20 protein-coding genes and 2 pseudogenes are annotated in these 20,365 nt (G+C 33.4%); 16 read left to right on the forward strand and 6 right to left on the reverse strand.

Going from position 1 to position 20,365, the window contains the following annotated elements:
* Positions 1–1,522: 1,522 nt before the first annotated feature.
* The 7 genes from metK (at position 1,523) to MHH85_RS07990 (ending at position 7,400) form a co-directional block, all read left to right on the forward strand.
* Entirely contained in the window at positions 1,523–2,713 is a 1,191-nt protein-coding gene (metK, locus tag MHH85_RS07965) for a methionine adenosyltransferase (RefSeq protein ID WP_340706587.1), read from the forward strand.
* A complete protein-coding gene (locus tag MHH85_RS07970; RefSeq protein ID WP_340706588.1) occupies positions 2,710–4,209 on the forward strand; it encodes an aminotransferase class I/II-fold pyridoxal phosphate-dependent enzyme in 1,500 nt (499 codons plus the stop codon). The genes metK and MHH85_RS07970 overlap by 4 nt, the downstream gene beginning before the upstream one ends.
* The gene (gene speD, locus MHH85_RS07975; RefSeq protein WP_179078254.1) at positions 4,210–4,641 is read left to right on the forward strand and encodes an adenosylmethionine decarboxylase; all 432 of its coding nucleotides are present in this window, start codon (positions 4,210–4,212) and stop codon (positions 4,639–4,641) included.
* A complete protein-coding gene (speE, locus tag MHH85_RS07980; protein WP_340706589.1) occupies positions 4,641–5,495 on the forward strand; it encodes a polyamine aminopropyltransferase in 855 nt (284 codons plus the stop codon). The genes speD and speE overlap by 1 nt, the downstream gene beginning before the upstream one ends.
* A complete protein-coding gene (gene speB, locus MHH85_RS07985) occupies positions 5,485–6,345 on the forward strand; it encodes an agmatinase (protein ID WP_340706590.1) in 861 nt (286 codons plus the stop codon). Before speE ends, speB begins: the two co-directional genes overlap by 11 nt.
* Positions 6,346–6,562: 217 nt before the next feature.
* Positions 6,563–6,826 (forward strand): acyl-CoA thioester hydrolase/BAAT C-terminal domain-containing protein, encoded by a 264-nt coding sequence (locus MHH85_RS22260; protein ID WP_445684120.1) that lies wholly within the window; start codon positions 6,563–6,565, stop codon positions 6,824–6,826.
* 58 nt (positions 6,827–6,884) lie between these two features.
* Positions 6,885–7,400, forward strand: coding sequence for a GNAT family N-acetyltransferase (locus tag MHH85_RS07990; RefSeq protein WP_340706591.1), 516 nt, complete (start codon positions 6,885–6,887; stop codon positions 7,398–7,400).
* 261 nt (positions 7,401–7,661) lie between these two features.
* On the opposite strand, the gene MHH85_RS07995 is transcribed toward MHH85_RS07990, so the two are convergent.
* From MHH85_RS07995 to MHH85_RS08010, 4 genes are read right to left on the reverse strand one after another with little or no spacing between them, the layout of a single operon-like run.
* Positions 7,662–8,267 carry an ABC-2 transporter permease gene (locus MHH85_RS07995; RefSeq protein WP_340706592.1) on the reverse strand — a complete coding sequence of 202 codons (606 nt, stop codon included), beginning with the start codon at positions 8,265–8,267 and terminating at the stop codon, positions 7,662–7,664.
* Positions 8,260–9,126: an ABC transporter ATP-binding protein gene (locus tag MHH85_RS08000; protein ID WP_340706593.1), complete on the reverse strand. Its 867-nt coding sequence runs from the start codon at positions 9,124–9,126 to the stop codon at positions 8,260–8,262. The genes MHH85_RS07995 and MHH85_RS08000 overlap by 8 nt, the downstream gene beginning before the upstream one ends.
* A 5-nt stretch (positions 9,127–9,131) precedes the next feature.
* Positions 9,132–9,503 (reverse strand): GntR family transcriptional regulator, encoded by a 372-nt coding sequence (locus MHH85_RS08005; RefSeq protein ID WP_038183445.1) that lies wholly within the window; start codon positions 9,501–9,503, stop codon positions 9,132–9,134.
* Positions 9,504–9,518: 15 nt separating this feature from the next.
* Positions 9,519–9,824 carry a YfzA family protein gene (locus MHH85_RS08010; protein WP_340706594.1) on the reverse strand — a complete coding sequence of 102 codons (306 nt, stop codon included), beginning with the start codon at positions 9,822–9,824 and terminating at the stop codon, positions 9,519–9,521.
* A 908-nt stretch (positions 9,825–10,732) separates the two neighbouring features.
* Here MHH85_RS08010 and MHH85_RS08015 point away from each other — a divergent pair.
* The 9 genes and pseudogenes from MHH85_RS08015 to MHH85_RS08055 all read left to right on the forward strand — a co-directional run bounded on the left by MHH85_RS08015 (position 10,733) and on the right by MHH85_RS08055 (position 17,947).
* Positions 10,733–11,287, forward strand: coding sequence for a GNAT family N-acetyltransferase (locus tag MHH85_RS08015; protein WP_340706595.1), 555 nt, complete (start codon positions 10,733–10,735; stop codon positions 11,285–11,287).
* Between the two features lie 456 nt (positions 11,288–11,743).
* Positions 11,744–12,190 carry an SRPBCC family protein gene (locus MHH85_RS08020; RefSeq protein ID WP_340706596.1) on the forward strand — a complete coding sequence of 149 codons (447 nt, stop codon included), beginning with the start codon at positions 11,744–11,746 and terminating at the stop codon, positions 12,188–12,190.
* A gap of 352 nt (positions 12,191–12,542) precedes the next feature.
* A pseudogene (locus MHH85_RS08025) lies at positions 12,543–12,708 on the forward strand (VOC family protein); the annotation flags it as partial.
* 48 nt (positions 12,709–12,756) lie between these two features.
* Positions 12,757–13,344: a GNAT family N-acetyltransferase gene (locus MHH85_RS08030; RefSeq protein WP_340706597.1), complete on the forward strand. Its 588-nt coding sequence runs from the start codon at positions 12,757–12,759 to the stop codon at positions 13,342–13,344.
* A 432-nt stretch (positions 13,345–13,776) separates the two neighbouring features.
* Complete coding sequence (locus tag MHH85_RS08035; RefSeq protein WP_340706598.1) at positions 13,777–14,073, forward strand: hypothetical protein; 297 nt, start codon at positions 13,777–13,779, stop codon at positions 14,071–14,073.
* A 346-nt stretch (positions 14,074–14,419) separates the two neighbouring features.
* Positions 14,420–15,394, forward strand: coding sequence for a glycerophosphodiester phosphodiesterase family protein (locus MHH85_RS08040; protein ID WP_340706599.1), 975 nt, complete (start codon positions 14,420–14,422; stop codon positions 15,392–15,394).
* Positions 15,395–16,030: 636 nt separating this feature from the next.
* A complete protein-coding gene (locus MHH85_RS08045) occupies positions 16,031–16,543 on the forward strand; it encodes a GNAT family N-acetyltransferase (RefSeq protein ID WP_340706600.1) in 513 nt (170 codons plus the stop codon).
* A gap of 287 nt (positions 16,544–16,830) precedes the next feature.
* Positions 16,831–16,960, forward strand: a pseudogene (locus tag MHH85_RS08050) (GNAT family N-acetyltransferase); the annotation flags it as partial.
* A gap of 225 nt (positions 16,961–17,185) precedes the next feature.
* Entirely contained in the window at positions 17,186–17,947 is a 762-nt protein-coding gene (locus MHH85_RS08055; RefSeq protein WP_340706601.1) for a GNAT family N-acetyltransferase, read from the forward strand.
* A gap of 205 nt (positions 17,948–18,152) precedes the next feature.
* Here MHH85_RS08055 and MHH85_RS08060 read toward each other — a convergent pair whose 3' ends face one another.
* Both MHH85_RS08060 and MHH85_RS08065 read right to left on the reverse strand, forming a co-directional pair.
* Positions 18,153–18,950 carry an enoyl-CoA hydratase/isomerase family protein gene (locus MHH85_RS08060; RefSeq protein ID WP_340706602.1) on the reverse strand — a complete coding sequence of 266 codons (798 nt, stop codon included), beginning with the start codon at positions 18,948–18,950 and terminating at the stop codon, positions 18,153–18,155.
* Positions 18,951–19,161: 211 nt separating this feature from the next.
* The gene (locus MHH85_RS08065; RefSeq protein ID WP_340706603.1) at positions 19,162–20,358 is read right to left on the reverse strand and encodes a multidrug effflux MFS transporter; all 1,197 of its coding nucleotides are present in this window, start codon (positions 20,356–20,358) and stop codon (positions 19,162–19,164) included.
* Positions 20,359–20,365: the final 7 nt, after the last annotated feature.

A 20,365-nucleotide genomic window follows, 5' to 3' on the forward strand; every position in this document is an offset into this window, starting at 1 on the left:
ATATTGTTATGCTTCATTTTAAACGTAGAAGTTGTATGTATAGAGAAAATCATGATAGCATTAGGAATACAGAAGGAAACAATCTTCTTTAGCAAAGTTTTTATTTAGCGTTTTAGATGCCTTTCTAGAAAAAAATATTACGTTCATTAATAAGGTAATCGTAAAAGTCTAATTAACTAAATACATAAAATGTGAGGATAAATAAGAATGGTTTACAAATTATTTAGTATTATAGGCACTTTATTAGTCGCAAGTTTAGTGTTTGCAGTTATTGATGCACCAATAAGCATATGGTTGAAAATAATTTCCATTATCTTGATAGCTTTATGCTATATATGGCTTTATATTAAAGTGGAAATGATACGGTCCAATCGTAAACAAGACTAGTAATTAATATTGCTATTACGGATGTTATCCAAAGAAAACATTATATATGGAATAAACTAAGAAACACATTTTAAGATGATTATGTCTTAAAATGTGTTTTTTTTCGATAAGACGGAGAGCATTTTAAGGATTAAATAGTGTTGGCTAAGTTGATATACTCGAAGACTTAGTATAGAAAAAAGACAAATTGAGATTTACTTAGTTAAGGAGAAAATCAAGTTTGTATTTATATTGTAATCTTGTTTTTCACTTGAATTTAGATGTCTTGTTGTATCTTTATAAAGAGTAAAAGGTAGAAGAAATTCCGATTGTTTCACCTGGAAATTTAGCAATTATAAAATTGTTGAAAAATAAATATAGAAAAAATTGTAATTCTTAATTGATTTAAATATCAGAATAACTATGTAAATTTAAAATTTTATTGTAAACAGTATTATTGTATTTATTTAAACACAGAAAATATAACTCACTTTTTTTATTGGTAATTTAACCTTATTACAAGTGCTCTTTTTAGCTAAATAGTTAATAAATAAAATAGATTCAGCAGTGTTTATTCGAACAGAAAAATCGATTTTATATATAAAATTATTTTTTATTTACTTATTGAGTTATATAAATTGAATAAAAGTTCAAGTATGTATCTTTACCTAGAGGTTTACTAGGTTTTATGGAGATGAATTACTATTTTTTCACTACGAAATTGATTTACATAAAAATAGTGAATTGATTATGTACTTGTAAAGGCTGATTAAATTGATTGGCACTCTTTAATGTTTTGTGAAATTTAGAGATTCAGAGAAATCCCTTAAAACTTTTTTGGGCTATTTAAAGAAGATTCTTTTTTCACTAAAAAATCTTAAAAAAATAAATTGACATGATTATTAAAATCTATTAACATTAGCACCATCATAAATAAAGTCATCTTATTAATAGCCGTTGAGACGAGGGGTCGAAGATACGGTGGCAAACCAATTTGGTTCAGAGTGAATCAGATCATGGGTGCCCAACCTGAGCGCAAAGTTTAACTTTGTGAACGATAAGAGGATAAGCAGCTGATATTAATCGAAGCTTTCCTTTGGTTGGAGGAGAGCTTTTTTTATGCCTAAAAAATGAATTTATTTTACAGGAGTGGTTAATGTTGGTTGAAAAATTTGTATTTACTTCCGAATCTGTTTCAGAAGGGCATCCAGATAAAATTGCAGATCAGATTTCTGATGCAGTATTGGATGCAGCGCTTGAGCAAGATCCATTTTCTAGAGTGGCGTGTGAAGTGTTTGACACAACGAACACAGTAATTGTAGGCGGTGAGATTACGACTACAGCCAAATTAGATATTGAGAAAATCGCGCGAGATACATTGATCGAAATTGGTTACATTGATGAACGTCTAGGAATCAACGGGAATACTTGTGATGTACAAGTATTAATTCACAGTCAATCACCTGATATTGCTATGGGTATCGATTCTTCAAGTGATACTCAAGCAATTGGAGCTGGAGACCAGGGAATTATGTTCGGATATGCAACGGATGAAACGAAAAACTTAATGCCATTACCAATCGAAATGGCACATACGCTAGTAAAAAAAGCATCCCAACTAAGAAAAAGTGGGGCTTTTAAATGGGCACGCCCAGATATGAAATCACAAGTAACAATCGATTATACAAATCCAGGTACACCAATGATAGATACGGTGTTGATGTCAATTCAACATGATGAAGATTTCGATAAAGAATTATTTGAAGATTACGTAATTGAAAACGTAATTAAAGAGACTGCTAGAGAGTTCGGCTTAAATCAAATATTCCGTATTTTAATTAACCCAACTGGACGCTTTGTTGTTGGTGGACCACATGGTGACGCAGGACTAACGGGGCGTAAAATTATTGTAGACACTTATGGTGGCGCTGCTCGTCATGGTGGCGGAGCATTTTCTGGTAAAGATTCTACAAAAGTTGATCGTTCTGCGGCGTATGCTGCAAGATATGTAGCAAAAAATATTGTTGCTGCAGAGTTAGCTAAAAAATGTGAAATTCAATTGTCATATGCAATTGGTGTAAGTGAACCAATTAGTATTGCTGTAGAAACGTTTGGAACCGAAAAAGTGTCACAAGAGGAATTACTACGCGCAATTCGCAAAACTTTTGATTTAACACCAGCGGGTATTATTAACATGTTGGATTTACGTAAACCGCAATATAAACAGGTTGCAGCGTATGGACATTTCGGTAGAAGTGACTTAGATGTACCTTGGGAAAGAACTGATAAAGTAAACGAACTGAAACAACTTGTATCCAGCTTTGAGTTTGCTGGAGTTGGTCAATGATGAACGACATGCAAGTGCTTGCTACCGAGAGAAAAACATTTGAAGAGCAGGACAAAATGCCGTTATTTGAAGCATTAATAAAGTATGCTCAGCAAGATGTTACACCATTTGATGTACCTGGTCATAAAATGGGCGCACAAATGAATCCTTTGAAAATAGCACTTGGGGAAATGACTATGCGCATGGATGTTAATTCTATGAAAGAGCTTGATTTATTAAGTCATCCTCAAACTATTATTAAAGAAGCGCAGCAATTGGCTGCAGAAGCTTTCGGGGCGGATCATTCTTATTTTTTAGTTAATGGTACCACAATAGGAATACTGGCGATGATTATGGCAACATGCAAGCCAGGTGATACTTTGTTGGTACCGCGAAATGGTCATAGATCGGTGATGGATGGACTTATTATAAGTGGAGCGAAACCTGTATTTATACAGCCTGAAGTCGACCATCGTTTTGGAATTACTCATGGCATTTCTGTTGAGAATGTGAAAAGCGCACTGCATGAACATCCAGAAGCAAAGGCCCTGTTGGTGACCTATCCAACATACTTTGGTTCTATGAGCGATTTACAAGAAATCTGCCGTATCGCCCATGAGCGTGATATTACAGTTATAGTGGATGGTGCGCATGGGGCACATTTAGGGTTCATGTCTGATGACATCATAGACCCAATTACTGCTGGGGCAGATGCCGTTACAATAAGTATGCATAAGACAGGTGGATCTCTGACTCAAAGTTCTTTGCTACTTCTGAAGAATGACAAAATTGCTCCAGAGCACATACAAAAAGTATTGAACATGCTACAAACAACGAGTGCAAATTACTTACTAATGAGTTCGTTAGATGTGGCTAGAAGAGAGCTGTCTTTATATGGTGAAGAGAAATTTGCTGATTTAAAGCCAATTATAGATGACGCAGTAAGAACAATTGAAACCGCCTCACGTTATGAAGTGTTGACGGCACAATATGTACAAGCACATTTTAATCAATCGTACGACTGGACAAAATTAGTAATACGGGTCAATGATCTTGGATTAACTGGATTTGAGATGTATTCAATTTTAAAAGAAAAGTACGGGATTCAAATGGAGTTAGCAGAAGGTTATGTCGTGATGGCAGTCATTACAAGTGCCGATACGAAGAATTCAATTGACAAATTAGTTTTTGCTTTAAAGGACATTGAAAAGAGAATAGGAAAGAATACAACGATTCGATCAACTTATGTAACAGCAAATCAGGTGAATGAACTGGTCTTAAGTCCACGCGAAGCATTTTATGCAGAACATGAATCAATCGCCATTGAAGATGCAGTAGGTCGGATAAGTGCAGACTCGTTGATGATCTATCCTCCAGGTATTCCCCTTGTTATTCCAGGAGAACTGATTTCTCAAGATGTTCTCCAGCAATACGATTATTATTGTCAGACTTTAGGGAACGTTCTGATAGAAGCAAAAGAAGCAAATCATATAACTGTAATCAAGGAGGAAGCGTAAATGGGTATAGAATTATCAACTTTAGGAAGACATGTTTTAATTGAGTTTTACGGTTGTCCAAGTGAGGTAATTGAAAATAATGCATTGATTGAAAGATTTATGAACGAGGCAGCGGACTACTCAGGAGCAACTATTGTTGAATCTGTTTTCCATCACTTTAATCCGTATGGAGTTTCAGGGGCGGTTATTATAGAAGAGTCACATCTGACAATTCATACATGGCCGGAATATGGATTTGCTTCTGTAGATGTATATACTTGTGGCGATTCAGTAAATCCATGGAAAGCAGCTGACTACTTATCTGAAAAACTGCATGCTACAAAGACGGAATCTTTTGAAATTCCGCGTGGTATGGCTGATAAAATCCGCCAATTCGCAGAACAAGAAATTGATCAAATTAAAGTGAAAATAGAATTAGAAGGTGTGAAATAATGGCTTGGTATACTGAACAGTGGAGCAATGAATGTAAATTTTCAATTGCTTACGACAAAGAACTATATAGTGAAAAGACTCCGTTTCAACAAATTGATTTTTATCAAGGAGAGGAATTCGGTACATTTTTCACTTTGGATGGCTTAATGATGGTTAATGAGAAAGACGAATTCGTATACCATGACATGATTGTACATCCTGCATTTGCAACAAATCCTTCAATTAAAAAAGTATTAGTTATTGGTGGGGGAGATGGCGGAACAGCGCGTGAAGTGTTACGTTATCCAACAGTTGAAGAAGTAGTGATGGTGGAAATTGATGAGCGTGTTTTCCGCTTATGTCAAGAATTCTTACCAGTAACTGCAAACGGTGTTGAAGAAGATAGCCGTATGAAATTGATTTTTGATGACGGTTTGGCATATGTAAAAAATGCACCTGATCAATCTTTTGACTTAATTCTTGTGGACTCTACAGATCCTATTTCAGTTGGTGAAGGACTATTTACGACTGAATTTTATAAAGAATGCTATCGCGTTTTAAATGAAGATGGTATTTTAATAAATCAACATGAATCACCTTACTTTGCGGAATATGCTGCTAATATGAAAAAAGCACATAGAAAGATTAAAGACATTTTCCCAATTACTCATGTTTATCAATACCATATGCCAACATATCCTTCAGGTCATTGGCTATTTGGCTTTGCATCTAAAACCTTTGATCCACTGAAAGACTTGAATGCTGAAGCTTGGGAAAAATTTGGACTGAAAACTAAATACTATAATACGAATTTACATGCTGGAGCATTCGGTTTACCGAGTTACGTAAAGGAGGCTCTACAGCGTGGGGAATAAAGCTTTAAATATGAACACTTTTATAGGTTGTGAGAAAACTTATATTGAAGCAGAAACGGTGTTGTTTGGTGTCCCATTTGATGGCACAACAAGTTTTCGACCAGGTACACGTTTTGCTATGCAAGCAATTAGAAATGACTCGTTTGGATTAGAAAGCTATTCACCTTATTTAGATAAAGATCTTGAGGATGCTGCAATCTTTGATGGTGGCGATTTGGATTTGCCATTTGGCAATACTTCTAAAGTGTTAGATCAAATTTTTGACTACTGCCAAGAAGTTTTGAAAGATGGCAAGAAGTTTTTAATGGTAGGGGGAGAGCATCTCGTTAGTTTGCCTACTATTAAAGCAGCATACGAAAAATATCCAGATTTGCACTTAATCCATATCGATGCTCACACTGATTTACGTGAGGATTATTTAGGTGAAAAATTGTCTCATGCTTCTGTAATTAGACGTTGTCATGAATTCCTTGGAGACGGTAGAATTTTTCAATTTGGTATTCGTTCTGGTCTAAAAGAAGAGTTTGAATGGGCAAAAGAGCATACTTATATGGAACGCTTTTCTCTAGACACACTAAAAGAGAAAATAGCTGAACTACAAGATGTTCCGGTCTATATTACAATTGACTTAGACGTCCTTGACCCAGGTGTTTTCCCTGGAACAGGCACTCCAGAACCAGGCGGAATTACGTATCGTGAATTATTAGAAGCAATCAACCAATTTCAATCACTTAAGCAAATTGTGGCAGCGGATGTGGTAGAACTATCACCACCATACGATCCATCTGGAGCTTCTACCGCTATGGCGTGCAAAACAATTAGAGAACTATTATTGACGCTAGATAAATAGATTGCTTGTATTGTTAATGAGTAATGTATTTTAATGTTTTGATTCACAGCTTTGTGAGTTGAATTTAGTAAATACTATTTAAATAGGAAGAAACCATTTTGATGTAGTTCAAAATGGTTTCTTTTTTTGTTGAATTACGATAATAGTTAATAGATGCTATAAATCATGTTTCAACAGTGCCCTTTGTACTGATCCTGAAGTAGTAGAAAGGGCAACAATTCCTGTTGAAAAAATCAGCGGTTCTATATTATTGATATCAGGGGAAGAAGATGTCACTTGTAACTTTTCTAAAATAGCTATTGATAGATTAGATAAGAGTAAATCAGCTCATTATTACAAACATCTCATATATCCTGGTGCTGGACATTCAATAGTGATTCAGAATGTATATATAAATCAAGGTAATAAAAAAGTAACAGCTTTTGCTAGTAAAAGAAAGATAGCATTTTATAATAAGGGTATAGAATCTGTAAACAAATAGATCAGTACTACTGTGAAATACGATTTTTTATAGTAAAATATTCTAAGAGGTGAATATAATGGAATGGATTTTACAGTCTGATCGACTTGGATTTAGGAAGATAACTAAAGAGGATTTTAATAATTTATGTACTTTTCTGCAAGATATAGAAGTAATGTACGCATGGGATCACGCATTTTCAGATGAAGAAGTGAAAGAGTGGATAGATAAAAATTTAAAGCGATATGAACAAGATGGCTTTAGTTACTTTGCGGCAATTGAAAAAGAAACTGGGAAGTTCATAGGTGTAATCGGACCGATGATAGATTCTATTGAAGGTGTTTCCTATATTGAGATTGCCTATATTCTTGATAAAGTATTTTGGGGCAAGGGTTATGCTATCGAAGGTGCGGAGGCTTGTATGAATTATGCGTTTAATGAATTAAAGGCAGAAAAAGTTATTGCTCAAATTAGGCCTGATAATTTAGCTTCATGTAAAGTTGCTGAAAAAATTGGTATGAAAATTGAGGGAGAATTTATGAAACATTATCGTGGTAGAGACATTCTTCACTTAATTTATAGTCGATCACAATGATCAAAATAATCCCGAACAATAGGCACTCATTTTTTTATTAAAAACATGATCTATAGAACTACCTTTAATTCAACTGTTCTTTTGAGGTATCGTTTAACTCCTGTATTTTATTAGAGCAATTTTCCAGAGACATAAATAATAACGTAGCTCATTCGTGTATCTTTGTAATAAAGTTTGATAAAAATCACCTCTTTAGTTTTTCTTAGAGGTGATTTTTAATTGGATATTTACGTTAAAATTAGTTGAATTAAATGTACTTACTTAGAACGCTTTTCGTTTGTATATAACAGTCGTAGTCCCCCAAGAAATAAAATAGAGTAACATAATAACAAGTGTCGCTCCTATATACAAAACCGGGACGGATAAACTATTAATAAAATCAGTTATTGCTGTTAAATGTTCAGCTAAAAACAATACAATAGCCGGTCCTATAGCTGCTAAAAGGAGAAAACTAATCATTACAACTGTTGAAATATAGCCTGGTTTAAATATATGAAATAATGGAAAGGTAAACGCGGCAAATAATAAGAATAAGCTGCTGCCAATCGCAATATCAATTATCGTAAATGGTTTATTGAAAGCAAATAATGCTAGACTTGTAACACCAATTGCTAAAACCATATAAACAATAGCACCAAGATAGCGTGATGCGATAATTTCAGTACGTGTATAAGGTAAGGAATTTAATAATATGTTTGTCTCTACTTTTTCATCGTAAGCATAAGTGTTAAAGGGAATAAAAATACTGGCAATGAGAAAAGTCAAAGCTGGATGTGAGTCCATAATGATAAAGAATAAGATAAAAGGAATAAATAATAATAATTGCCTTTTCTGTAGTATGACATCACGCCTGATTAAATTAAACATGATGTATACCACCTTTCAAGTAATACATGATATCTTCTAGAGAGGGGCGTTCAATGATAACTGTGTTTCCGAAAGTGTTTTTCACTTCTTTAATATTATTAGTTAATGCTTCAAACCCCGTTGATGAACGATGAATATGAACAAAGTCCTTTTCAGTGTCTCTATCCAGAAGATCCATTCCGCCTTTAACGAGCGCATAGTTTTCAGCTAAGTCGTGAATGGACTGATTAAATACTAATTCCCCATTTTGCATAAAAGCTATATAATCTGCGATACGATCTAAATCTGTTGTAATATGCGTAGAGAAGAAGATGGTACGATTACCTTCAATCATTAATTCCTGTAAAAGATCCAATAGCTCTCGTCTAAAAATGGGGTCTAAGCCTGCTGTTGGTTCGTCCATGATAATCAGCTCTGCATGATGTGAAAGTGCTATCGCTAATGAAGCTTTCATTTGCATCCCTTTTGAGAAAGTTTTTATCGCTTTATTAATCGGTAATTTGAATTGTTCAACATATTGATAAAATAAAGTATCATCCCATTGTTTGTAAGCTGGTGCAACTATACGTTTTATATCTTTTAAGTTCAGCCCTTCAAAAAATATATTGCCATCGTATACAAAGCCAATTCTTTCTTTTATCGTCTTCTCATGCTTCTTGTAGTCCAACCCGAAAAGCTTAACTTCTCCGGTGTCTGGCTTTAATAGATTCATCATCATCTTTATCGTTGTCGACTTACCGGCTCCATTTTCTCCAATGAATCCCGTTACAAAACCTTGCTTCACTTGTAAATTAATATTTTTAACGGAAAATTCTTCGAAATTCTTCGTAACATTTTTTAATTCAACCACATTTTCCATTCTTTTCACTCCTCATATAAAATCTTCAATAATTGCTTCAACTCATCAAGTGACAGGCCAATTTCTCTGCTATTCGTTATGACCGCACTCAGTTGCTCTTCAATAACCTTTAGCTTCTTCTCTCTTATAACCTCTAAATTTTGCTCTGCTACAAAAGAACCTTTCCCGACAATGGAATAAATAAAGCCTGCCTTCTCCAATTCCTCATAGGCACGTTTCGTCGTTATAACACTGATTTGTAAATCCTTTGCGAGGTTACGCATGGAAGGGATTGCTGAACCTTCCTGCAGTTCACCTGCTAAAATAGACGACTTAATTTGATTCGTAATTTGTTCATAAATAGGCTCCTTCGAACTGTTGGAAATAATAATTTGCATGCTAATACCTCTTCTTTATTTTTTTGAAAACATACTTGAAATAATGTCATGTACTGCTTGAATTAGTATAGCAATAACGTGAATTGTCATGAACATATTAAAAAATGGAAAGGAGTAAGGGGCAATCCATTTAGTAAAGAGCTTCAAGTCCAAAATCCATCTTACTATCCTGGCAAATAAGTTACCACTATCGTTTATGTTTGGCTCCAGGAAAGTACCATCAACGGCGATAAAGATCAATTGAACAATTAAAAATATAGCAATGGTGATCATCCAGCGTTTTGCCAGATAAATTTTATGAGTTTTTTCTACACCTATCATATGAACACTCACATCCCTATATAATGTATATATACTATATTCACATTATATACACGCAGGAAATGTCTTGCAACCATTTTTATTCGAAAAGAAAGAAAATTAAAATAAATTTTAAAAACATAGTCCACCTGAATTTTATAAAAGAAGCTTCTATATTGAAAAAGATTAATCAAAAAGGATATCCATTTTTTGTTTATGTGTTAACTGAACAAGGAAAGTCATTGCAGCATTCAGGTGGTTCTTTTTGCCTCTGCCAATTAAAGAAGCAGGCAAATAGGGATGGACGTCGAAGTAGTTGAAATAAGTAATAACGGGGCTGTTCGTGTGTATTGATTAGAATAGGATTATGATTTTTGTAATTAGTTAAATAATAGAACATTTTCATACCTTTTGTTGGATTAATCCTTGGTATTATTGGAATTGTTTTATCATCTGAAGCAGATGGACTGTTCAAATGAAAAGGGAAAGGTTTGGCTATATCAGATAAGATTTATAGTATCGTAGGAATCTGTATTCAGATTCTACTAGTTTTACTTATGGTTGTATCAATTGCAACAGATTCACTATTAATCAATGAGGGGAATTATTAAGAAACTTTAATGGTTTTTTTCTTCAATTAAAAGGGGGTTTTACTTCAATATAGAGTGAAGCCCTTTTCAATCAAGGACAAATTATCATTAAGACCGAAATCGATAATTCTCTCTGTTGAAAATCTTGAAGCTGTTCAGACAGCTTTTTTTTAATTCAGTTAAAGGGCAGTTTAGTTGAAGAGTGTTGTTTAATTTGTGTTCAACAATCGGGCCAGATTGTGAAGGAAATAAGAAGAGTATGGAGAATTAAAGGGATTAATTGTTCAATTGTCGAAAACTTATATATATGTTTTTATTTCTATATAAAAGGAGAAGTAGATGAAAATTGATGTTCATTTAACAAATAAAAGTGAAGCATATATTATAAAAAACTTATATCCTTTGTACCTATACGACCTTTCTGGACATTATAATAGAATGCCGAATGATCACGGGATATACGAGGATAGTAATGATTTTCGAACATTAAACGACCAGTATGAAGTCCAAAATATTTGGTGGGAAAAGCCCGGAATTTTATTCCCATACATAATTTCAGTAGATGGGATACCAGCGGGATTTATCTTAATAGCAACCCCGCCACATTGTAATCAAGGAATTGATTATTTTGTAAATGAATTCTTTTTAATTCAATCATTAAGGGGAAAAGGTATCGCTGAAAGAGCAGCAAATATAGCATTTGATCAATTTAAAGGGAATTGGGAGTTATTTACTAACCCATTAGAGAAAAACATTGTTGGACTAAAATTCTGGAGGAAGACAATATCTAATTACACTAATGGAGTTTACACTGAGAAAAACGAAGAAACATTTGATGGACAAAAGACTATTTTTCGATTTGATAATTCCGCAAAACAATTGATTTCCAAATAACTCATTGAAATTGACGTGTACTTATGATTTTTCGCGATCGTGCGCGATTGTTTTCTTGACGGGGTGCTTTAATTGAAGATCTTTAAGCTGTTCAGGCAGCTCTTTTTTGTTCTACAACTAACGGGGCAGTTTAGTTGTAGAACAACTGTATCCTAATTTCAATGATTACTTTTAGACTAGCTTTTGCCATCAGTTCACGATTAAATAAGGATGGGATTTACATAATTCAACGACTGTTGGGTCATGAAAAGATTGACGCGACCAGGATCTAATTAGATAAACTATTTGAACGGGTAAGCCTTGCGATTCATTCATGGAAAGCAGATATACTCAGTAACTATATAAATAAAAGGAACCGCACAGCGCAAATTATCAATTAAACCAGACAGAAATATATGTTATAAAAAGAGTTAAAAAATTATAATGTGCACTGCTGATAATTGGAGGTACAAAACATTGTTATTAACAAGTCAAATGGAGATTCAAGCCCCTATTGAGGTAGTATTCTCTTACTTAGAAGATAATGATAAACAAAAAGAATGGATGACAGGATTAGAAGGAACTGAGTATTTAACGAAGTTTGATATAAGTAATCCGGTTGGTGTTAAGTTTAAACAAAGGTTAAGAGAAGGAAACCGTATTCAAGAGTATGAAGGACAAGTTACTGAATACATTAAAAATAATAGAATAACTATTCAAATGAATCATCATTCTTTCTTAATCAATGTTTCATATCACCTTGAAGAAATTAGTCCCAATTCTAGTATTCTTTATATTAAAGAAGAATTAACAGCTAAGACTGTTTCAGGAAAGATACTAAGTATCCTTTTTCGTGTATTTATGAAAAAAGGTTTAGAGAAACAAATGAAGGCATTGAAACAGTGCGCTGAAAAACAATTGTAATGTTTTTAGTGTGTTCACTTGAAGGAAAAGGAGTTTTAAGTAAAATTTTCAGAAAGAAAAACACCGTATACGTTAAGCTGTACAGTTTGAATCACTTTTTTATAAATAAGACATCAAAGCATTTAGGTTTTCTGGTCCTTTTGACAATCAAATACTCAAATAGTTCCGCATTTCGCGTGGCTATTTTCAGTTACCACTAATAAAATATCCATATTTTTCAAACTTTTAGGTGGTTAATGATGGTGAAATGAAACTTAGTCATTCAACTAACGGGGCAGTTTAGTTAAATAAGAAGGATTGCTTCTTACTTTATAGAATACATATAATATGTATTATTTGTTGAGGTAAATAGATGATCTTTGAAATAACTCATCAAGTTCGTGTAACTGATTTTAAAGAAGGACATAAGTGGTATGAAGCATTACTAAGCAATAAAAGCTGATTTCATACCACGCGATGGATTTGCTGAATGGGGAATAATTCCTGGTTGCTGGTTGCAAGTTGCTGAAGGAACACCATAAATGGTGAAAAATAATAAATTTGAATAGATGGATTGGAGAGAGAACATGAGCAATTTAAATCTTTTAATAGTTAAACACAATCAAATGGAAAGTGAACGTATCCTATTACGTCCGATTTCGCTTGATGATGCTGAAGATATGTATGAATATACATCTGATGAAGAAACTACACGGTATATTTATGCTCCACATAAAGATTTGAACCAAACTAAAAACTTAATTGCTAATTATTTCATAAAAGAGTCTATCGGTAAATATGCAATTGTTTTAAAAGAAAACAATAAAATGGTAGGCTCTATCGAGTTCAGAGTGCATGAATGGAATAAAAGTGGAGAACTAGGTTTTACATTAAATAGACATTTTTGGGGTAATGGATACATGACAGAATCTGGAAAACTAATACTAGGATTAGCCTTCGATGTACTGGGATTAGAGCGTGTATATGCAGCACATGAGGTTAAGAATAATGCTTCTGGAAAAGTATTGAACCGCTTAGGTATGAAATATGAAGGGATCCTTCGTAAAAGCGAAATGATAAAAGGTGAACTAGTAGATAGTGCATATTATTCAATATTAAAAGACGAGTATTGGAAAAAAGGGAGCAATTGTGGAACAACAACAGATAGAAAATGAATAATTTTTTTAAAAATTTCATAACACTTCAAAAAGTCCAATTTCTATAACGCTGTAAATAAGTATTTTTAAATCGGTACTTCAACTTAAACTAACAAGAACTTTAGTGGAATAAGGGGTCTCCCCAGATTTATGAGGATTTGGACAGGAGTATCGGGTATCGCTGTAAGTGCTGAGTAAATGAGCTAATAAGTTTTTAAAGTACATCATAAGGGGAAGCCAGTCATAAAAACTAGGATGAAAAACAAGCACATTAGGAATTTGCCATAATACAATTACCGAGCTATATATAAAGTGGTATTATTTTCTATATTAGGATTATATTTTAGTGTAAGCTGAGGACTAGTTATCAAAAGGGTGATGTATTATGATTAGGAAAAAAATCTAAATATACTTAAAAAGTTAATTTACGGACTTCTATTAGCTCTAGTTATGATATTTGCATATCAATATCAAAAGCCAATTTTAGAAACAGGTCGTGTGTTAGCAAAAGTCGAAGAACACATTAAAAATCAAGAAATTGGAGGAGAAGATTTTTCAGATATTAAAATAAAAGATCTCTCACCAAAAGATATAGATATGTTCTTAACTAAAAAAGAGGAGTTTTTTAATCGTTTAACAAATCAACAACAATGGCATATTACTGTTGATTATAAAGGGAGTAGCCCCACAATAGTTTTAGATGCTTATAATGGAAAGTTCATACGTACATATGGCCCATTAGATTAAAGGCTTAATCTGTTCTCCATATTCAAAACGGGGCAGCATTCCTGTAATGAATGAAACTAGCTTTGATATATATATATTGATACATAAATAAAAAAGTTTGTGAACAGATGTACTTAAACTAACGGGTGCTTTACTTGAAGATCTTTGAGTTGCATATGCAGCTCTTTTTTTTATTGAACTAACGGGATAGGTTAGTTGAAATAGCAGAAAAAAGATTTGATTTTTCAGATAATCGTTATATAGATTACATTTTTAATACTTGCACTATAGTGCAAGTAAAATTATCCTTAAAAAAGGAAATAACATTGTAAATTCATTTTAAAGTAAGAAAAGAAAGGATAGACAAATGAAAAAAAGAAAAGGGAAAAGAATATATATCATTTTGGGGGCATTAGCCTTTTTGGCTGCGATCGTTTGGTTGAATAATACGAGCCTATTTTATTCTAAAGATACAAAGTATAAGATTCTTTCTCATAGAGGGTTGGCTCAAACTTTTGATATTTCAAAGGTAGAGTATGATACAAATACAGCTGAAATTATTTATCCACCTGAGCACCCTTATTTAGAAAATACAATTCCTTCTATGAAGGCAGCATTTGATTATGGTGCAGACGTAGTAGAGTTAGATATTAAGTTAACGAATGATGGACAATTAGTTGTTTTTCATGATTTCACTTTAGAGTATCGAACAAATGGAAAAGGTGAAGTCAAAGATTATACGATGAATGAATTGAAGAAATTAGATATCGGCTATCGTTATACGGCTGATAATGGAGAAAGTTACCCGTTCCGTGGCAAAGGCATTGGTATGATGCCAAGCTTAGATGAAGTTTTTGCAGCTTTTCCTAATAAAGAGTTTTTAATTCATGACAAAGATGGAGATATGGAAACAACAAAAGTATTGTGGGATAGATATTTACGTAAAATGTCTAAGGAACAATTAGATAAAATAACTGTTTATGGTGATGGAGGTAGTGAAGGATTAGATTACTTACGATCGAAGCACAAAGAGATGAAACTGTTAACAAAAAAAATGATGATAAATGCACTATTAAAATATGAATTAGTAGGTTGGACGGGATATATTCCGAAAGAATTGCATAATATGGAGCTGCATTTACCTTTGAAATATGCGAAGTATTTATGGGGGTGGCCTAATAAATTTATTGATAGAATGGAATCGGTCAATACGCGAGTCGTAATTGTAGAGGGAAATGGTAAATGGTCAGAAGGGTTCGATACAAAAGAAAGTCTTGAAAAAATTCCAGAAGGATTTCAGGGGTATATATGGACAAATCGGGTTGATAAAATTACTAAATGATTGCTCATTCATCAAAAAAACAGGCGATTCTTCATTATAAATCGTCTTTCATATGTAATTAAAGGGCAACAATCCTGTTGTGAGTAAACTAATTTTATATGCAAAGCAAGAGTAACTATGTTTGTGAATTTGTATACTTAAACTAACTGGTGCTTTACTTGAAGGTCATTGAGTTGCATATGCAACTCTTTTTTCTTTATTGAACAAACTGGGCCGGTTAGTAGAAAAAGGAATATTCTCATTAAAGAGGATTTCGATTTTCTAAGTCGAATTATTTAAGAGGTTATGGTTTCAACTTAAACCAAAAAATCTATTAAATTTAGTATTTAGGGGAGAAAGTATAAAGTGATTATTCGTGAATATAAAGATACTGATGTAGATTTAAAATAAAGATTGATCATTAGTAATAAAGTGCGATAATTTGTAAAAAGGTTTGATACAATCGCAATGACAAGATGGATTATGACAATTCAACAAACTGGCCATTTTACGAAACAAGGATTAGAAATCACAGGGGAAAAAGAGTTAGCATTGGTGAATATTTTGAGTACCATATTTTAGTAATTATAGAAATGATATTTGGAGTGTTTTAGGCCATGTGTGGAAGTGGCTTGTCTTAGGAGAGGAGATAAAAAAATGATTGAATTACGAAAGATAACCGGGGATAACATAGATGAAGTAATTGCACTTGAAGTTGAAAAAAACCAGGAAGATTTTATTGAAACTACTAACCTCAGAAGCTTTGCAGACGCTCATATGTTGAACTCAGACGGTATACCAGCGACTCCCCTTGCCATTTATGCCGATGAAGTTGCGGTTGGATTTTTGATGTATATTTATGATACGTTGGATCATGAATCATTTGAAAATGAAGTTTTTTACGGGAAGAAGAGCTATTTTATTTGGCACATTATGATTGGAAATAGTTATCAGGGTAAAGGGTATGGCAAACTTGCTTTTGAAAAAATGTTGATGGATATTGAAGCTATGCCAGATGGAGAAGCAGAATATGTAACCCTCTTTTATCGAACAAGTAATGTCATAGCTAAAACATTATACGCTTCATTTGGTTTCGAAGATACAGGAATCATTCAGGATAATTCGATGTTGGCGATTAAAGATCTAGATGGGAAAATACAGAATCCTTAGTAGAATAGGATCTCTCGGAAAGAAATGTAAGCTATCAACGTCTCGACCCATAATAAACACAAATATCCAGAGGAAAAAAACGATTTTGTTAACTCTATCGTAGCAAAAATATAATATTTATACCGCAATCTGGCGCAATTGTTTTAGAATTACTAGGTAGAAAATGATCAAACTTTTTTATAAAAATTGCATTGTATTTCACAAAGAATTAATCCGTTTTGATCAATCATTTTTCAAAACGAGTTCTTATCATTTAACTTAAAATATGGATTTTGGGGATATTTTAGATCAAACTTTATTCCAAACCAACAACTGATGAAATAGGTTGGGTTCGATGTAGAACGCTATCATTTTTAAATACAGCTTATTTTGATAAAAAATGAAAGCTATGAAAATTTTGCAATCGAACTAGTTGCAGAAATTATCTCGAAAACTATAAATAACATGACGAAACTTCTTCATTAGATAGAATTACTGAAGATTATTATGGTGTTTTTTAGGATGTAAATGATAACCCGTTTATGTTTAACAAACAAGAGGTTGAAACTGGTATAACGAAGTAGTTTAGAGGAAGAAGAAAATAATAAAGGGGAAATAATTGAACAAATAGAAATAGTTTTTTAGAGAAAAGGAGGGATTTCTTTGGAAGATTTACAAATGGTTGAGCTAGATACCGATGTTCTCGAAGGAACGGGTAGTTTTTGTCTCAGAAGTAAAAAGAAATCACTTGGATACATAAATAAAAATAAGTGGCTAAACGAAATTTTTGAAAAAGGTTTAAAGTATATTCAATTAATAGAAAATAAAAAACAAGTAGGTTTTATTGAATATACTGATGCTGAGTTTTCCTCTAGGGTTGTCCACGCTAATAATTATTTGGTAATCCACTGTCTATGGGTTAGTCAAACTGGAAAAGGTTACGGAACTAAACTGATTAATAAATGCCTTCAAGATGCAGAAAACCAGTCTAAGAGTGGTGTAGTCGTGGTTACAAATCCTGAAACTTCTTGGACACCAAGTAAGGATATCTTTTTAAAAAATCAATTTAAATTGGTAGATACAGCACCTTTTAATTTTGAATTACTTGTTTATCAGTTTGAAAATAGCACTTCACTTCCGTATTTTCCAACTAATTGGGATGAAAGAATTAATAAATTCGAAAATCTTACTATACTACGCTCTTTTCAATGTCCTTACGTAGAAGTGGCAACTGAAAATATAATTGTGGGTGCAAATGAATTAGGGTTAGATGTCAAAATCATTGATTTAAAAAGCAGAGAAGAGCTAATGGAGTTATCCCCAACACCTTATGGAATATTTTCAGTCGTTTTCAAGGGGAAACTTATCTCATTTCACAGATTAACCGTTCATTCGGTAATGAAACGGTTGAAAGAGCTTATGTAAATATGAGACGTGAAGGATTGTACCTAAACTAGTTAAAAATTAAATTACATAATAAATAAAAAGCCATCGTTTTAATCAATCATTGTTCAAAACGATGGCTTTTTGTATTTAGATAAATATGCGTTACAACTAGGTTTTTTTCAACCTTTAATCTAAGGTGAAAAAGGGGTTTGTTTTCTATAAGAAATGACCCAATAAGATTGTGTTATTGCAGTTTACGTGCAAAAACGGGTGGACGTTTCTCTACAAATGCTCGAACGCCCTCAGGGAAATCAGTTGCATCAACAAATGGAGTTGATCCTTTCCATAAAACAGGTGCTGAATCGACACATTCCTGTACAGATTGCTTAACAGCAAGTAATGAAGCAGGAGACATTGAACCAACTAATTTCCCCATACGAATTGCGTAGCGGGCTAAGTCCTTTTCATTAACTAAGTAGTTTAACATACCGACGCGAAATGCTTCGTCAGCTTTTAACATACGTCCTGTAAATACTAAATCTTTTGTCATACTTGGTCCGATTAAGTTGACAAGGCGTTGGGCAAATTTGTTGTTTAATGTAATCCCTAATTTGCCAACAGGTATACCAAGTTTAGCCTTATCTGAACCGATACGAATATCGCAGGCAAGTGCTAATTCGAGTCCAGCACCCATTGCTGGCCCATTGATAACAGCGATTGTTGGAATAGGTAAGCGTTCGATTGTAGAGATTGTTTTTTCCATATGAATAAATGCTTCCTCTGCTTTTTCAAGAGAAATCGAATTGAATTCTTTTATATCAGAGCCAGCAGTGAATTGTTCACCATGACCACGAATAATAAGTACTTTATTTTTGGGATTTTCTAATGTTTGTAGTGCAATTTTACGCAGTTGACCCCACATATTCGCTGTTAAAGCGTTTTTTGCTTGTGGTCGGTGAATGGTAATAATCGCAATACCAGCTGTTTCTTGATAAACGATTTTAGCATCCTCTGCTTCAAGTCTTGTCGTTATAACCTTCATTATTATCCCCCTAAATCAATGCTTTCTCCTATTATAGTACAGATTATGTCTGTTGTAGTCAAAGAGTCTATAATTGAAAGAAAATACTAATAATTTGTAAAATAATATGCGGATTATAGAAAAAATTTTTGTTGTATTGGAAAATATATTAATAGATAACTAAATAAAAAAACCGTCCTATTTGGAGTTCATCAAATAGAACGGTTTATGATTATTTTTTCGGTATTGATAAAAAGGCTATGATAGAAAAGAGTGTGCTAGATAATATGATGATGCCCATTGGCCAAGCGTTCATTTCGCCTGCAATTCCTACTAATGGAGAAACAACTGCACCACCGATAAATGGCAATAATCCAAGGAGTGCTGAGGCACTGCCAGCATTATTGCCTTGCTTTTGCATACTCAGTGAGAAGGCGGTTGTTGAAACAATACCTACTGTCGATACGATGATAAATAATGCTATAAGTATGAAAACAAGAGGTAATTTAAATGCAATGACAGTTACTAATAGTAGACTTCCTACAAAAGCGATTAATATTCCAGATAAAAGTAATTTAATCTCTGCTACTTTTTCTGATAATTTTCCGGTCATTTGAGAAGCAATGATTATACCGATACCGTTAAGTCCAAAAAACATTGAAAAAGCTTGCGGAGATAGTCCATAAATTTTTTGCAAAACAAATGGAGAACCTGCTATGTAAGCGAACATGGCTGTCATAATGAAAGCTTGAGTTAGTGCTAAACAAATGAATGAGCGATCTTTCACTAAGCCACCAAACGTTTTGACTGTCGCAAATACGCCACCTGTCGCTCTTCTTTCCACTGGCAATGTTTCCGGCAAAATAAAGATAACGCTTATAAGCATTAAAATTCCGATGATAGCTAATACGATAAAGACGATAGGCCACGGAGCAAATTTCAATACCATGCCACCAAATATAGGGGCAAGTATGGGTGCAGCACCATTAACTAGTGCAAGTAAAGCTACAAATTTTGTTAAATCTTTTCCGTCATACATATCTCTTGCAGAAGCTCTAGCGATAACAATGCCTGCAGCTCCTGAGAAACCTTGTACAAAGCGGAGACCAATTAGCATCCAAATACTACTACTAAGAGCACAAAGTAATGAAGCAATTGAATAAATAATTAATGTAAATAGTAAAGGTTTTCTACGACCCTTTATATCACTTAAAGGTCCGAAGATCAGTTGACCAAAAGCGAGGCCTAATAAGCAAGCAGTTAAGCTTAATTGTGCAAATGAAGTTGTTGTACCTAAATCAGTTGCTACTGTAGGTAAAGAGGGTAAATACATGTCCATTGAGAGTGGACCAAATGCTGTTAATGAACCTAAAATGAGAACAATCCACGTTTTAGAAATCGTGCGCTCATTTAATGTTGTTTTTTCCATATTACAT

Origin of the sequence: Viridibacillus sp. FSL E2-0187, assembly GCF_038006425.1 — a bacterium.
In the GTDB taxonomy this organism is placed as follows: Bacteria; Bacillota; Bacilli; order Bacillales_A; family Planococcaceae; genus Viridibacillus; species Viridibacillus arvi.

What these genes read in the sequence shown, in the direction of transcription:
- metK (WP_340706587.1), top strand. Translation starts at nt 1,523, where the DNA reads ATGTTGGTTGAAAAATTTGTATTTACTTCCGAATCTGTTTCAGAAGGG.
- MHH85_RS07970 (WP_340706588.1), top strand. Translation starts at nt 2,710, where the DNA reads ATGATGAACGACATGCAAGTGCTTGCTACCGAGAGAAAAACATTTGAA.
- speD (WP_179078254.1), top strand. Translation starts at nt 4,210, where the DNA reads ATGGGTATAGAATTATCAACTTTAGGAAGACATGTTTTAATTGAGTTT.
- speE (WP_340706589.1), top strand. Translation starts at nt 4,641, where the DNA reads ATGGCTTGGTATACTGAACAGTGGAGCAATGAATGTAAATTTTCAATT.
- MHH85_RS07990 (WP_340706591.1), top strand. Translation starts at nt 6,885, where the DNA reads ATGGAATGGATTTTACAGTCTGATCGACTTGGATTTAGGAAGATAACT.
- MHH85_RS07995 (WP_340706592.1), bottom strand. Translation starts at nt 8,267, where the DNA reads ATGTTTAATTTAATCAGGCGTGATGTCATACTACAGAAAAGGCAATTA.
- MHH85_RS08000 (WP_340706593.1), bottom strand. Translation starts at nt 9,126, where the DNA reads ATGGAAAATGTGGTTGAATTAAAAAATGTTACGAAGAATTTCGAAGAA.
- MHH85_RS08005 (WP_038183445.1), bottom strand. Translation starts at nt 9,503, where the DNA reads ATGCAAATTATTATTTCCAACAGTTCGAAGGAGCCTATTTATGAACAA.
- MHH85_RS08010 (WP_340706594.1), bottom strand. Translation starts at nt 9,824, where the DNA reads ATGATAGGTGTAGAAAAAACTCATAAAATTTATCTGGCAAAACGCTGG.
- MHH85_RS08015 (WP_340706595.1), top strand. Translation starts at nt 10,733, where the DNA reads ATGAAAATTGATGTTCATTTAACAAATAAAAGTGAAGCATATATTATA.
- MHH85_RS08030 (WP_340706597.1), top strand. Translation starts at nt 12,757, where the DNA reads ATGAGCAATTTAAATCTTTTAATAGTTAAACACAATCAAATGGAAAGT.
- MHH85_RS08035 (WP_340706598.1), top strand. Translation starts at nt 13,777, where the DNA reads ATGATATTTGCATATCAATATCAAAAGCCAATTTTAGAAACAGGTCGT.
- MHH85_RS08040 (WP_340706599.1), top strand. Translation starts at nt 14,420, where the DNA reads ATGAAAAAAAGAAAAGGGAAAAGAATATATATCATTTTGGGGGCATTA.
- MHH85_RS08045 (WP_340706600.1), top strand. Translation starts at nt 16,031, where the DNA reads ATGATTGAATTACGAAAGATAACCGGGGATAACATAGATGAAGTAATT.
- MHH85_RS08060 (WP_340706602.1), bottom strand. Translation starts at nt 18,950, where the DNA reads ATGAAGGTTATAACGACAAGACTTGAAGCAGAGGATGCTAAAATCGTT.
- MHH85_RS08065 (WP_340706603.1), bottom strand. Translation starts at nt 20,358, where the DNA reads ATGGAAAAAACAACATTAAATGAGCGCACGATTTCTAAAACGTGGATT.